This is a genomic window from Paenibacillus lutrae, assembly GCF_009757775.1.
GTDB lineage: Bacteria > Bacillota > Bacilli > Paenibacillales > NBRC-103111 > Paenibacillus_F > Paenibacillus_F lutrae.
In genome coordinates this window covers 78669-92602 of record NZ_RHLK01000005.1, presented here as the reverse complement: position 1 = coordinate 92602, position 13934 = coordinate 78669, and the positions used below count along the sequence as shown (strand labels likewise).

Sequence of the window (13934 nt, the reverse complement as noted above, 5' to 3'; positions counted from 1 at the left end):
TTAGCAGGCTATGCCTGCTTTTTTGTTCGTAAGGTTGTACTAGGAGGAGCCTTGGTTTTGACTAAATTTAATATCGCAATCGATGGACCTGCCGGTGCAGGCAAAAGCACCGTCGCACGAATGGTAGCGGGCGAACTTGGCTTTATTTATGTAGATACGGGAGCCATGTATCGTGCGGTGACCTGGAAAGCCCTCCAAGACGGCATTGATCCTGGAGATGCACCAGGCGTAACCCGAACAGCTTCGGCTATGCAGATCAGCCTGGTGCCCGGCAAGGACGGCCAGCAGGTATTTGTGAACGGTCAGGATGTATCTGTCCCGATCCGCAGCAAGACCGTAACCGATCATGTCTCGCAAATCGCAGCAATCCCTGAGGTCAGAGAGCTGCTTGTGAACTTACAAAAGCAAATGGCCGCATCCAAGGGTGTCGTGATGGATGGCCGCGATATCGGCACGCATGTACTTCCGGATGCGGAGGTCAAAGTATATTTGACTGCAAGTGTGCGTAAGCGGGCCGAAAGAAGATTTGAAGAGGTCCGAGGCGCAGGTGCGGTGACGACCCTTGATGATATGGAAAGGGATATCGCCCGCCGGGACAGGCTGGATGAAGGCAGAGAGGCTTCCCCTTTGGTTCAGGCCAAAGACGCCATCCTGCTGGACAGCACGAATATGACCGTACCCGAGGTAGTCGAGTACATTCTTGAGTTAGGCCGATCGAGAACAGGCGGTGAGCACCAATGATGTTTTACCGGTTCGCGCGGGGACTTTGCAATCTTTTTTATGCCTTATTCTTCAGGCTTCGCGTAATTGGAAGAGAGAACATCCCCGAAGTAGGAGGGGTCCTGCTGTGTTCGAATCATATCAGCAATTTTGACCCTCCGACTGTGGGAATCCGCCTTAAGCGCCAGGTACACTTTATGGCAAAAGCGGAGTTGTTTCAAATTCCGGTTCTTGGTCCAATAATTAATAAACTGGGCGCTTTTCCGGTCAAACGGGGAGGCGTCAGCAAAGAATCGATCAAGGGGGCAATTTCCCTTCTTCGGGACGGTCATGTACTCGGGATTTTTCCGGAAGGAACGCGCAATAATCCAGGCGGTATCGGCAAGAAAGGCGCGGCAATGTTCGCGCTGAAATCTGGTGCAGCGGTTATTCCTGCTGCTATCATAGGCGATTACCGGCTATTCCGCCGGATGACGGTCGTCTACGGTAAGCCTGTTGATTTAACATCCTTCACCGAATCAGGTTCGCCTGATCTGGAACAGGTCACCGAGCACATTATGCAAGCTATTCAGGCCTTAGCCGATGAATATCGGAACAAGGTCGCTTAATTTTTTGAAAACGAACCCGGTTGTGTAGCCGCTTCACTTTCTAACCGTGAGCTGCTTATACAAATTAACCGATGGTGTGTTTATTTTGAGGAGGCGTATCCCTATGTCAGAAGAAATCAAAAACAACGAAACACAAGCGAATGAAAACCAGGCTGAGCAAGAAGCTCAAGAATTGATGAGCCAAGCTGCTGCTGTCAAAAAAGGCGATATCGTAAAAGGTAAAATCATCAAAGTTGAGCAGGATCAGGCTATTGTCGATATCGGTTATAAGTACGATGGAACGATTCCTCTCCGTGAACTTTCTTCCGTTCAAATCGAGAACGCAGATCAAGCGGTTCAAGAAGGTCAGGAAGTCGAACTTAAAGTCGTGACAATCGACGATAACAAAGAAAAGCTTGTTCTTTCGAAGCGTTCTATCGATAGTGAAAAATCATGGGAGACTCTGCAGCAGAAGCTTGACGAGAAAGTAATTCTCGAAGCTACCGTTGCTGAAGTTGTAAAAGGCGGCCTTGTCGTTGACGTAGGCGTACGCGGTTTCGTACCTGCTTCCATGGTTGAACGCTCTTTCGTAGAAGATTTCAGCGATTACAAGGGTCGTACTCTTCGTCTGAGAGTCAAAGAAATCGACCGTGAGAAGAATAAAGTGATTCTGTCCCAAAAAGACGTGCTGGATGAAGAATTCGAAGTGCAGAAGAAAGAAATCATCGGCAAAATCGAAGTTGGCCAAACTTACGAAGGTACGGTACAACGCCTGACTCAGTTCGGCGCATTCGTAGACATCGGCGGAATCGACGGTCTGGTTCACATTTCCGAAATGGCTTGGCACCATGTTGAGCATCCGTCCGAGATCGTTAAAGAAGGCGACAAAGTAAACGTTCAAGTCCTGAAAGTTGATCCTGAGAAAGATAAGGTCAGTCTGAGCCTGAAAGCGACTCAAGAAGGTCCTTGGGAGAAAGCTGAGAAAACTTTCACAACGGGTGAAATCATCACAGGTACAGTAAAACGCCTGGCCGGTTTCGGTGCATTCGTTGAAATTGCTCCAGGTGTTGAAGGTCTGGTTCATATTTCTCAAATCGCTCACCGCCACATCGCGACTCCGCAGGAAGTTCTGAAAGAAGGCCAGGAAGTGAAAGTGAAGGTCCTGGACGTGAACGCGGCTGAGAAGCGTGTAAGCCTGAGCATCAAAGAAACGGAAGAAGCGCCTGCGCAAACAGCTTCTGCTCCATCGTATTCTTCCAGACCGGAGAAATCCTCTAACCACCAGAAAGAACTGGCTGGCAACGAGAATGTATCCCTGAGCAATCAAGGTCTGTCCATGACGCTTGGCGAGCGTTTCGGAGATAAGCTGTCCAAATTCAAAAAATAAGATGGACTTGAACAGGAGGAAGCTCAATGCGCTCATCGCGCAAAATGGATCACGTGCAGTATGCGCTCCAAACCGGGCAGTCCGGTAACCAAGGACTGTCCGATGTGAAATTGGTGCCCAATTGCCTTCCGGATGCTTCCACTGAGTCAGTCGCACTATATACGACAATCGGCGAACTCAAATTGAGTTCGCCGATTGTCGTTAATGCGATGACCGGGGGAGCAGACGAAACGGAGGCGATTAACCGGGAACTGGCCGTCGCGGCGAGAGAACGCGGATTAGCCATGGCGGTAGGCTCGCAGATGGCTGCGATCCGTGATCCGCGCAACGAATCCAGTTACAAAGTTGTACGCCAGGTGAATCCCGGCGGACTGGTATTCGCCAACCTCGGCAGTGAGGCGAATGTGGAGCAGGCGGAGCGTGCGGTTAATATGCTCCAGGCAGATGCCTTCCAGATCCATCTGAATGTCATGCAGGAGCTGATTATGCCGGAAGGGGACAGGAACTTCCATGGCATGCTGGGAAGGATACAGCGCATTGTAGAGGCGCTGCAAGTGCCTGTGATTGTCAAAGAGGTCGGATTTGGAATTCCGCGCGAGAATGCAGCGGCACTCCGGGAGGCCGGCGTTCAAATACTGGATGTTGGCGGTTCGGGCGGAACGAATTTTGCCGCAATTGAGAATGCCCGGCGCGAAGTTCCTCTATCCTGGTTGAACGAGTGGGGGATGCCGACCGGTGTAACCTTACTGGAAGCGCTGCAAGTGTTCCCCAAGGGCAGTGTCATGGCGACGGGGGGAATCCGGACCAGCGAGGACATTGTAAAAGCCCTTGTACTGGGAGCATCAGCGGCGGGGATGGCAGGGTTGCTGCTTAAAGTGCTTCAGGAAGAAGGAACGGCCGCTTTGATTGAGCGGATCGATGAACTGCATGAAGGAATCACTCTGATGATGACGGCACTTGGAGCGAACCGGATAGAAGAGTTATGGAAGCGTCCTGCGGTCATTACCGGCAGTATGGCGCAGTGGTGCGCAGCAAGAGGAATCGACCTAACTGAATATGGGACTGAACGCAAGTAGAGTAAAAACGGGCTGTTTTGTCATACTAGGAGTAAAGAGACAGATCTTAGGTGAACAAAATGAATCCAGGTTATCTTGCTTCCGTGCTTTTCTTCATCCTGCTTATATTTTTCTTAAGCGGTTGGAGGGAAATCTTAATGAGAAGTATATCCAGGCGTGACATACTTCTTTTTTTTGTGTGCTGGCTCCCGTCGTTGTTCCTCCATATCTCAGCTCCGAGTGTCATCTTGAACGGGGCCGTCGTTGTTACGTTCCTGGCCGCCATGCTCGTCTGTTTCCGTAGTCGCCAAACTTCCCATTCCGCTCATCTGCTATCGATGGGACTGCTGCTCTCTGCGATCTATTATCTTCTGCTTGAGCTGTACAGTGTGGATCCTGTTATGGTGGTCACCAAGCCGGATTGGGATATAGCTGTGATCTTGGCCGTTCTTGTCGTCGGCATGCAGCGGGGAGCTGCGGATCAATTTGCCTGCTTGACAATCGGAGTCGTCTTAGGAGAGCTAAGCTACTTGTATATGAACCGGGAGAGGATGCCGATTGTACTAGGGACACCTTCACTGCTGGATAAATGGCTGCTTGCATTCTTACTGGCAAGGCTAATGACGGCGTCAGCAGAGGGCATTTGGGCAGGTTTCAAGGTATCGTCCCGGACTTGGAATGATCGAAAGCGAGGATGGAGAAAATGATCGCCCAGTTTTTATCACAAAAAGAAACCGTAGGTATCGTCATGGGTCTGTTTTTTGGGATCGCCGCCCGTGTCTACCTGCTGCGGACAGATTATCGTCAATATCCGACCTATCCTCACGGCAAAATTATTCACATGTCGCTTGGTGTCATCGCCGCCGCCCTTGGCGCGGTTGCAGTACCGGCTTTATTCGACAAAAACTACACGGCCGTAACGTTCCTGACAGTAGCTGCCCAGCAGTTCCGCGATGTACGCAATATGGAGAGGCAGAGCCTGACTCAGGTAGACCAGATGGAACTTGTCCGCAGGGGAGCATCGTATATTGAAGGGATCGCCATGGTATTCGAAGGGCGCAACTATCTGGTGATCTTTACTTCCATGATGGCTTCCTTGTTCAGTCTGTTATTCGCCTGGTACTGGGGAGCTGCAGCGGGTCTCGCGGCATTGTTTATTTCCGTATTTTTTATGACAGGCAAAAACATGAATCAGATTGTAGATATTCAGACAACGGATGTACGGCTTGAAGGCCCGAATCTATATGTCGGCAATATCTACATAATGAACGTCGGTCTGGAGAGCGACAGAGAGCTGATCGCCAAGCAGGCGATAGGTCTTCTGGCTGTTCCCAAGGGACCCGATGCCCGTGTCACGATCGCGAATCTGGGCCAGCGCCAGGCTATTCTTCATGATCTTTCCACAGTCTTAGGCGTTTACAGGGACAGTGGAGAACCGGCTCTTATGCCTATGGCAAAATTAGATTTGAACAGCGGGACTCTGGGAATTCTCGTACTTCCGCAAATCAAGGATGCCGCCAAAGCAGTGGCAGCCCTGAAGCGGGTTCCTGTTCTTGAATCCGCTGTCCGGATGCCCACAGAATCCGCTGCCGGACCGCATAAGGAGGCATAAAAAGTGGCGACAATTAAAGCGATTGCTGTACTAAATGGGAAGAAAGTAGACGGTGGCGCCCCTATTTTTATCGCGGAGAATGAAGATGAACTTCAGCAGCTTGCTTTTGACCTCGAAAAAATATTAGACGCGAACGCCCATGACCTAAAAAATGGAACAATCATCCTTGTGGAACATTGATTAAGGGGCATTACAGGCGAGAAACACCATTTTAATAGCCAAGAAGACGCTTTTTTGCTATGATGAAGAATGTGAAATTTCCAATAATGAGAATTTGAGTGACCAATCAGTAAGGAGTGAACCGAATGGCAAGACCCATTCTAGCGATTGTCGGGCGTCCGAATGTCGGGAAATCGACTATATTTAACCGGATAATCGGCGATCGGCTGGCCATTGTTGAAGATAAACCGGGAATAACCCGAGACAGATTGTATGGTATTGGCGAGTGGCTGAACCGTGAATTCAGTGTCATCGATACCGGTGGTATTGAAATTGAAGGGGAAGATGAGATTCTGAAATCCGTCCGGATGCAGGCTGAACTCGCCATTGAAGAAGCGGATGTTATTGTTTTTATGGTGGATGCCAAGGCGGGTGTGACAGGAGCCGATCAGGAAGTGGCCCAAATGCTGTTCCGTTCGCGTAAACCTGTCGTTCTGGCAGTAAACAAAGTGGACAACATTCAGCGCCAGGATGACATTTATGAATTCTACAGCTTAGGGTTTGGCGATCCGATCGGTATTTCGGGGGCGCATGGTATCGGAATTGGCGATATGCTTGAAGCCGCTTCCGAACATTTTCCTGAAGAACATGATGAAGAGTATGGGGACGAGGTTATCAAGGTTGCTCTTATCGGACGTCCGAACGTCGGTAAATCATCCCTTGTGAACGCTATTCTCGGAGAAGACCGCGTTATCGTGAGCGACCAGGCGGGTACAACCCGGGACGCGATCGATACCCCATTTGAAAGAGACGGTCAGAAGTACGTGATCATCGACACGGCCGGGATGCGGAAGCGGGGCAAAGTGTACGAGAATACGGAGAAATACAGCGTCATGCGCGCAATGAAAGCTATTGAACGTGCGGATGTGGTACTCGTTGTTATTAACGGCGAAGAAGGCATTATCGAGCAGGACAAACATATTGCCGGTTATGCGCATGAAGCAGGTAAGGCAGCGATTTTCGTCGTGAACAAATGGGATGTTGTCGAGAAAGACGACAAGACGATGCATCAGTTTACACAAAAAATCCGTGATCACTTCCTGTTCATGACCTACGCACCCGTACTCTATGTGTCTGCCCGTACTACAGCGCGCGTACAGAAATTAATGCCGGTTGTGAACCAGGTTGCCGAGCAGCATACCATGCGGGTTCAGACCCACGTTCTTAATGATGTCGTTTCGGATGCGGTTATGTTTAATCCGCCGCCGACCGATAAAGGCAAACGGCTGCGAATTAACTATGCCACGCAAGTGTCTGTTAAGCCGCCGACCTTTGTGTTCTTTGTGAATGAACCGGATATGATGCATTTCTCGTATGAACGGTACCTGGAGAACAAAATCCGAGCTGCTTTCGGGTTTGAGGGGACGCCGATCCGGTTGTTTACACGCAGAAAATCTGACGACGAATAGGGGAGAAGTCGTTTGATCTACATAATTCCTGTAGTGGCAGCTTACTTAATAGGATCGCTTAGTTTCAGCTTTATAATCGGCAGACTGGTCAAAGGAATCGACATCCGCAAGCATGGGAGCGGTAACGCAGGAGCTACGAATACGCTCCGGGTACTCGGTAAGGGTCCCGCTATTCTCGTGCTTGCTCTCGATGTTGTCAAGGCCATCCAGGCTGTATGGATCGGCAAGTGGATGGCGCCCGATGATGTCTGGGTTCAAGTAGCCTGCGGTCTTGCCGTTATAATTGGACATAACTGGCCGGTTTTCTTCGGCTTCCGCGGTGGTAAAGGAGTTGCCACGGCTATTGGTGTAACGGCTACTCTCTGTTTTCTGCCTGCGCTTTTTGCCGGAATTATCGCAATAGGATCCATTGTCATTACCCGGTATGTTTCACTCGGCTCGCTGCTGTTCACCGCACTTTTACCATTCTTTGTATGGGGGATGGGCCGGCCGCTTGAAATCTTATGGGGTGTCATTATTATCGGTTTGTTTACCTTTATTCGTCACCGGACCAACATCAGCAAGCTGGTTCAAGGCAGAGAAAGCAAGATCGGTTCCAAGAACTTGTAACTTTGATTAAAATGGAGCATCAGGGCCGTGCTTGACCATCATGAGAAGGGGGACTCGTCATGACTAAACAAGTATCCGTGCTGGTTGCGGGGAGCTGGGGGACTGCTATTGCCTCTGTGCTTGCGGACAACGAGCTTGATGTAACGCTGTGGACAAGAAATTTACAGCAAGCCGAAGAAATTAACGAGCTTCACACAAACAGCCGGTATTTAAAAGACATCCGGCTGTCTCCCCGGATCCGGGCGACAACATCCATTCGCGAAGCAGTGGAGAATAAGGATGCGGTAATATTCGTTGTTCCCTCTGCCGGTATGCGGGAAGTGGCTGCTCAAGCCAGACCTTTCATTTCTCCTGATACCCTGATTATTCATGCTACCAAGGGGTTTGAAGCGCTGACACTGAAAAGAATGACGACCGTTCTGGCCGAGGAGCTCCCGCATTGTGACCCCGGGCGCTTTGTCGTTCTGTCCGGTCCCAGTCATGCGGAAGAGGTCATTCGTGAGTGCCCCACGACAATCGTGGTCGCGTCTCCGACTGCCGAAGCGGCTGAACAGGCTCAAGATTTATTAATCAGCAATTACTTCCGGGTTTACACCAATCCGGATGTAACGGGTGTTGAAGTTGGCGGTGCGCTCAAGAACATTATCGCGCTTGGGGCCGGATTATCCGATGGTCTGAAATTCGGCGATAATGCGAAAGCTGCACTCCTCACCCGCGGACTGGCTGAAATTGCCCGGCTCGGCGTCGAGATGGGAGCGAATCCCATGACTTTCGCGGGCCTTGCCGGTATTGGCGATTTGGTGGTGACTTGCACAAGCACGCACAGCCGGAACTGGAAGGCGGGCTATATGCTCGGTCAAGGAGAGCCGCTGGATAGCGTGCTGGAGAAGATGGGGATGGTCGTGGAAGGGGTCAAAACGACCAAATCGGCTTTTACGCTCGCCCAGGAATATGGCGTGACGATGCCGATCACATCTGAACTCCACCAGGTGTTATTCGAAGGCAAAGAGCCTCGCGCAGCTGTAGAAGATCTCATGGGCCGGGGCCGCACGCATGAGATTGAGGAGATAGCCAATCAGAATAATAAATGGATTCTCTAGCCTACACCAATCCTGCCGAGCCTTCATACAATACCATAGGATTAACGCCCGGTTACTTAGGCGTACCCGATGGAACATGTAAGGAGGCGGCAGTGTGCCCAAGAATCCTAAAGATATTCTTAATGTCGTTAAGAAAAAGACCGGTAAAAGCGTAACGGAAAAAGATATTCAGAAACTTGCCAGTGGCGTGAAACCGTCCACTGTTCAGGATGAAGCGCAGCTGCGCCAGCTGATCAAGCAGGTATCCCAGCTCGTCGGCATCGATGTGCCCGAACAGACGGTAAAGGAAATTATTCATGCCGTCAAAAGCAGCAAGCTGGACGGCAATAACATGCAGCAGCTCATGAGTCTGATCATGAAGCAGTAAGAGATCATTCCCGGACCGCAGGAGTAGCCATGTGCACTCTGCGGTCTTTTTCTATGCGGCTCCCAAAGCCGGCGTCTAAATGTTATAATCATCATAAAAAGATTTGCATCATTGCGGATACTAAGGGGGAACTTGCAGCATGATTACACTGCGCACACGTACTGGGGATAAGACGGTAGAACCTGAGATTGGTTTGAGCATTCTGGAACTAGCTTTGAAAAATAAAGTGGAGTGGGGATTCTCCTGCACCCGGGGAACTTGCGCACGCTGCCGCTGCTTCGTCAAAGAAGGCATGGAACTGCTGGAAGCGCCGACAGAGGCGGAGCTTAACCGGCTGGAGCCCGAAGAAATCGAAATCGGCTACCGCCTGGGCTGTCAAGCCGTTATCCGCACTACCGGTACGGCTTCCGTAACCCACAAGCCATACTTCTAGGAGGAAGCCGATGAAACGGATGTCGCGGATGGAGCTGGGATCTGTTGAGTCCGTTACGAATCCTGCGGATTCCGGACTATATCCCGCCCTGACGGTAGCTGTAAGCAAGGTAACGGAGCTGCTGAGCCCGACAGGCACAGCCTGGCTTCTCGGAGGGAGCTGCGGCCTTGCCCTGCAAGGGGTCGAAATCGGAGCGCAGCCAAGGGATCTGGATGTGTATGTGGATGCTCCTGAGGCTGAGATTGCCGCACGTTCACTGGCAGAATATGCAGTGGACAAGCAGGAACTGAATTGTACGGACATGTACACATCCATTCTCAGCCACTACGTGCTGGACGGTGTTCAGGTTGAACTCGTGGGAGGATTTCAGGTGCGTGCTTCTGGTTGCCTGTATGCAGTGGAAGCCTCCTATCTTCGCAGGACACATCCGGAGATTAGGAGGATTAGCAGCGGAACACTGGCTTTAATGCCGCTTGCTCACGAACTTCTTTTTAATATCCTTCGCGGCCGCCCGGACCGCTATGAGGCCATTGCAGAGGTCATGAACAGGGACACTGCCTATCACTTGCCCGTTCTGCAGGATATAATGGCCAGACATACTTGGAGCGAGGAGACATTTCAGCAAATAGACAAGCTTATACCTGACTGCTTGATTATAAAGGATAGAGAAGACAGGTGAACGCTAATACAAAGGATGTGTGCCGGATGGGTCAGCGGACCATCAAAGTAACGTTTATGCCGGATAACCGGACCGTGTCTGTCCGTCCGAATCTGACACTGCTGGATGCGGGCCGGCAGGCGGGCGCAGGGATCCGGACCCGGTGTGGAGGCCGGGCCGGCTGTCTCATGTGTAAAGTGCATGTAGAAGATCAGAGCGGATTAACTCCGCCTGCTACGAACGAATGTCTGAAGCTTGGGGATCTGATACAATCCGGCACCCGTCTGGCATGCCAAGCACGGATCACCGGGGATACGACCGTTAAGGTTCCCGAAGACCCGCTCAAAGCGGCTGTTCGTGCTCAACTGGCCAGACAGAAAGAAGAAGAGAACTGGTAACAATCGGGACTCTAATGGGTATAACTGGAACACAAGAAAAGCCAGGAAGGGGTTCGTTCATGAAAATCAGAAGCGGCGGCTCTGCTTCACGCATGTTGGTGTGCATTGCCGCTCTTATTTCGCTAACTTTACTCGGCGGCTGTATGTATCCGAAAGAAATGAAGAAAGAAAATCAGACAAACCCCAGTGAATACATAGCAGTTGTTCAGCAAAGTATCGAGACGTATCACCAGAAGAAAAGTGTCTATCCGATTAAGAACAGTGAAATGGATACCCCGCTTTATGAGAAATATGTGATCGATTTTCAGAAATTGAAAAACAGCGGTTACTTGACGAATCTTCCCGCTAACGCTTACGAGAGCGGTGGAGATTACATGTATGTGCTTGTTGACCCCGAGGATAAGCCCCGGGTAAAAATGTTTGATCTGATCGCCTATCGGGCCGTTTCGGATATCCAGAAGAAAGTTTATGATTATTTTGGCAAAAACAATGCGGCTGTGCCTGGCGGGGAATTGTATTCTCCCGGCTTTTATTATGTGGATTTCGATAAGCTGAACATGAAGGCGCCAGAGATTAAAAGCGTGTTTAACCGCCAGAATCGCATCCATTTTCTCGTTCATGAGACAGGTAAAGTAGCCATTGATTATGGCCCCGACCTTGCCGGCCTGATTAGAGAGAAACAGCTTCAATCGACTTTGAAGAAGGGTCAAAAGCTGCTTCCGCTTCTTGTAGAGGAAGGCCACTTCGTCCCGATTCAATCTTTTGATTACGAATGGGATGAGGGCAAGCAGATACCGGTTCCTGTCCTGAAATAACATATAAATCTCGTAAAAGACGAATCTTTACGGCCCCTTTCTTGATTTCCGGGAAGGGGCTTTTTGCTGTTTGCGCATAATTCTTCACTTGGGCTCATATATTTTTCCAGAGATGAATGCCTGGCATATTTCCATGACCGGCACATATATTGGTTACAAGTCCAAATGATGTACGAGTTATGTCGCATACGGATGGCAAAAGGAAGGCCGGCTAAAGAACGTATCGTGGCTCTCGCTTCATTTAACAACCTGTAGGAGGGATTCTCTTGGAGAAAGTGGATATCTTTAAAGACATTGCTGAGCGAACGGGAGGAGATATTTACCTGGGGGTCGTTGGAGCGGTCCGTACGGGAAAATCGACCTTCATCAAACGCTTCGTGGAAGCCGTCGTACTGCCGAACATCCAGAGTGAAACCGATCGCATCAGAGCCACGGATGAGCTCCCGCAGAGTGCGGCAGGGCGCACGATTATGACGACCGAGCCGAAGTTCGTTCCGAATAACGCCGTGCAAATATCCGTGGCGGAGGGATTGAATGTAAACGTCAGGCTGGTGGATTGTGTCGGCTATGCCGTTGAGGGAGCCAAAGGCTACGAAGATGAGAATGGTCCCCGTATGATTTCAACGCCATGGTTCGATGAGCCGATTCCATTCCAGGAAGCAGCTGAAATCGGAACGCGCAAAGTCATACAGGAGCACTCAACGCTCGGGGTAGTGGTCACAACGGATGGTACGATTTCCGATATTCCCCGTTCTTCCTACGTATTGGCTGAGGAACGGGTCATTACGGAACTGAAAGAAGTCGGCAAGCCGTTCATCGTGGTGATTAACTCGCAGAAGCCCAGTAGCGAACCGGCTCAGGAGCTTCGAAGCGAGCTGCAAAGCAAATATGACATTCCGGTAGTCACTATGAGTGTAGCTACGGCAGGCGAGGATGAAATGATCGGCGTGCTGAGGGAAGTCCTCTATGAATTCCCTGTGCATGAAGTGAATGTGAATCTGCCAAGCTGGGTCATGGTCCTTCCGGAGAAACACTGGCTGCGTACTCATTTTGAGAATTCTGTTCGCGATACCGTTCAGGATATCCGGCGTTTGCGTGATGTAGAGCGGGTCGTGGGTCAATTCTCCGAATATGAGTTTATCGACCGTGCAGCCCTTGCGGGGATGAATATGGGGCAAGGGGTAGCCGAAATCGACCTGTATGCACCCGATGAGCTGTACGACAAAATTCTGGTCGAAGTAGTGGGAGTCGAGATTCGGGGGAAAGATCACCTGCTGCAGCTGATGCAGGAATTTACGCATGCCAAGAGAGAGTACGACCAGTTCGCAGAGGCTCTTGAAATGGTCAAGACGACAGGCTACGGCATTGCACCGCCGACACTGGCTGAGATGGCGCTGGATGAGCCGGAGCTCATACGTCAAGGTTCCCGCTTCGGAGTAAGGCTCAAGGCTACCGCTCCTTCCATTCACATGATCCGTGTCGACGTAGAATCGGAATTCTCGCCGATTATCGGCACGGAGAAACAGAGCGAAGAGCTGGTCCGCTATCTGATGCAAGATTTCGAAGACAATCCGCTTAAAATATGGGAATCGGACATTTTTGGACGCTCTCTTCATTCCATCGTACGCGAGGGTATTCAAGGCAAGCTGGCGATGATGCCGGATAATGCCCGCTACAAGCTCCAGGAAACGCTCGGGCGTATCATTAACGAAGGTTCCGGCGGCCTGATCGCCATTATCTTGTAAGCAGCCGGAACTACTTGACAATTCTATGATTCTAGTGAACAAAACAAGGATATTTTCATGAGAACCATTGGTTCTCCAAGAATATCCTTGTTTTTTTGTGCATTTTCCACAAAAACACCCCCCTAGACTTGAAATAAGCTCACACGTATATTACTATAAGTTTGTTCGTTTTCCTCTGTACTCGTTTTTCGTTGATGGGACTGGGTTTTTGGCCCAGTTCATGTATATTTATTGACGAAACGGTGAAAACAGAAAGTAACAACGATTTAGTAGATATTTTGGGAGGGAGGTGAAAGGCATGAATAAATCCGAACTGATTGCTAAAGTATCTGAGACCTCCGAGCTTTCCAAGAAGGATGCGACGAAAGCGGTTGACGCTGTATTCGATGCAATCTCCGAAGCTCTGCAGCAGGGCGACAAAGTTCAACTGGTTGGTTTCGGTAATTTCGAAGTTCGCGAGCGCTCCGCACGTAAAGGACGCAACCCGCAAACTGGCGATGAAATCGAAATCCCTGCCAGCAAGATTCCTGCTTTCAAACCTGGCAAAGCGTTGAGAGACGGCATTCAATAATCGCTTCTCTACATACGATTCAGAAGAAGACAACCGTGTGCCTAAGGAGGCGCGCGGTTGTCTTTTTAGCAACCGGGCGGTTTTATAGAGGAGGAAACCTTCCATACTGCATGGCTATTATAACGGCCCCCGGCTCCGCGTTCTGATAACGCTGGAAGTAGCGGTTTTTTGGTAGGCGTAGAGAGGCGACGACGGAATGGAAGAACTGAAATGTATCTATCCTAATGAGTAGGTCTAAAGTCACAAAAA

17 protein-coding genes are annotated in these 13934 nt (G+C 50.3%); all 17 read left to right on the top strand.

Annotated elements, in window-relative coordinates:
* Nucleotides 1-57 precede the first annotated feature (57 nt).
* The 17 genes from cmk to EDM21_RS11040 all read left to right on the top strand — a co-directional run bounded on the left by cmk (nucleotide 58) and on the right by EDM21_RS11040 (nucleotide 13685).
* Nucleotides 58-741, top strand: coding sequence for a (d)CMP kinase (gene cmk, locus EDM21_RS11115; RefSeq protein ID WP_157335520.1), 684 nt, complete (start codon nucleotides 58-60; stop codon nucleotides 739-741).
* Nucleotides 741-1328 carry a lysophospholipid acyltransferase family protein gene (locus EDM21_RS11110; protein ID WP_201280783.1) on the top strand — a complete coding sequence of 196 codons (588 nt, stop codon included), beginning with the start codon at nucleotides 741-743 and terminating at the stop codon, nucleotides 1326-1328. The genes cmk and EDM21_RS11110 overlap by 1 nt, the downstream gene beginning before the upstream one ends.
* Nucleotides 1329-1431: 103 nt before the next feature.
* Entirely contained in the window at nucleotides 1432-2694 is a 1263-nt protein-coding gene (gene rpsA, locus EDM21_RS11105) for a 30S ribosomal protein S1 (RefSeq protein ID WP_157335517.1), read from the top strand.
* 26 nt (nucleotides 2695-2720) lie between these two features.
* On the top strand, nucleotides 2721-3770 hold the full coding sequence (gene fni, locus EDM21_RS11100; protein ID WP_157335515.1) for a type 2 isopentenyl-diphosphate Delta-isomerase: 1050 nt from the start codon (nucleotides 2721-2723) through the stop codon (nucleotides 3768-3770).
* Nucleotides 3771-3829: 59 nt separating this feature from the next.
* The gene (locus EDM21_RS11095) at nucleotides 3830-4456 is read left to right on the top strand and encodes a YphA family membrane protein (protein WP_157335513.1); all 627 of its coding nucleotides are present in this window, start codon (nucleotides 3830-3832) and stop codon (nucleotides 4454-4456) included.
* Nucleotides 4453-5361 carry a YIEGIA family protein gene (locus EDM21_RS11090; RefSeq protein ID WP_157335511.1) on the top strand — a complete coding sequence of 303 codons (909 nt, stop codon included), beginning with the start codon at nucleotides 4453-4455 and terminating at the stop codon, nucleotides 5359-5361. The genes EDM21_RS11095 and EDM21_RS11090 overlap by 4 nt, the downstream gene beginning before the upstream one ends.
* Before the next feature lie 3 nt (nucleotides 5362-5364).
* Nucleotides 5365-5541: a capping complex subunit for YIEGIA gene (locus EDM21_RS24570; protein ID WP_166541948.1), complete on the top strand. Its 177-nt coding sequence runs from the start codon at nucleotides 5365-5367 to the stop codon at nucleotides 5539-5541.
* A 125-nt stretch (nucleotides 5542-5666) separates the two neighbouring features.
* Entirely contained in the window at nucleotides 5667-6989 is a 1323-nt protein-coding gene (gene der, locus EDM21_RS11085; RefSeq protein ID WP_157335510.1) for a ribosome biogenesis GTPase Der, read from the top strand.
* Between the two features lie 12 nt (nucleotides 6990-7001).
* The gene (plsY, locus tag EDM21_RS11080) at nucleotides 7002-7598 is read left to right on the top strand and encodes a glycerol-3-phosphate 1-O-acyltransferase PlsY (protein WP_157335508.1); all 597 of its coding nucleotides are present in this window, start codon (nucleotides 7002-7004) and stop codon (nucleotides 7596-7598) included.
* Between the two features lie 59 nt (nucleotides 7599-7657).
* Nucleotides 7658-8698: an NAD(P)H-dependent glycerol-3-phosphate dehydrogenase gene (locus EDM21_RS11075; protein ID WP_157335506.1), complete on the top strand. Its 1041-nt coding sequence runs from the start codon at nucleotides 7658-7660 to the stop codon at nucleotides 8696-8698.
* A 94-nt stretch (nucleotides 8699-8792) separates the two neighbouring features.
* Nucleotides 8793-9065 carry a stage VI sporulation protein F gene (locus tag EDM21_RS11070; RefSeq protein WP_068775384.1) on the top strand — a complete coding sequence of 91 codons (273 nt, stop codon included), beginning with the start codon at nucleotides 8793-8795 and terminating at the stop codon, nucleotides 9063-9065.
* 139 nt (nucleotides 9066-9204) lie between these two features.
* Nucleotides 9205-9498: a 2Fe-2S iron-sulfur cluster-binding protein gene (locus EDM21_RS11065; protein WP_157335505.1), complete on the top strand. Its 294-nt coding sequence runs from the start codon at nucleotides 9205-9207 to the stop codon at nucleotides 9496-9498.
* A 10-nt stretch (nucleotides 9499-9508) separates the two neighbouring features.
* On the top strand, nucleotides 9509-10177 hold the full coding sequence (locus EDM21_RS11060) for a nucleotidyltransferase domain-containing protein (RefSeq protein ID WP_157335503.1): 669 nt from the start codon (nucleotides 9509-9511) through the stop codon (nucleotides 10175-10177).
* A gap of 26 nt (nucleotides 10178-10203) precedes the next feature.
* Nucleotides 10204-10554, top strand: a complete 351-nt coding sequence (locus EDM21_RS11055) for a 2Fe-2S iron-sulfur cluster-binding protein (RefSeq protein ID WP_157335740.1) — start codon at nucleotides 10204-10206, stop codon at nucleotides 10552-10554.
* A 59-nt stretch (nucleotides 10555-10613) separates the two neighbouring features.
* Nucleotides 10614-11369, top strand: coding sequence for a hypothetical protein (locus EDM21_RS11050; RefSeq protein ID WP_157335501.1), 756 nt, complete (start codon nucleotides 10614-10616; stop codon nucleotides 11367-11369).
* Nucleotides 11370-11635: 266 nt separating this feature from the next.
* Nucleotides 11636-13114, top strand: coding sequence for a stage IV sporulation protein A (gene spoIVA, locus EDM21_RS11045; protein WP_157335499.1), 1479 nt, complete (start codon nucleotides 11636-11638; stop codon nucleotides 13112-13114).
* 298 nt (nucleotides 13115-13412) lie between these two features.
* Nucleotides 13413-13685 (top strand): HU family DNA-binding protein, encoded by a 273-nt coding sequence (locus tag EDM21_RS11040; RefSeq protein ID WP_009671985.1) that lies wholly within the window; start codon nucleotides 13413-13415, stop codon nucleotides 13683-13685.
* The last annotated feature ends 249 nt before the right edge of the window (nucleotides 13686-13934 follow it).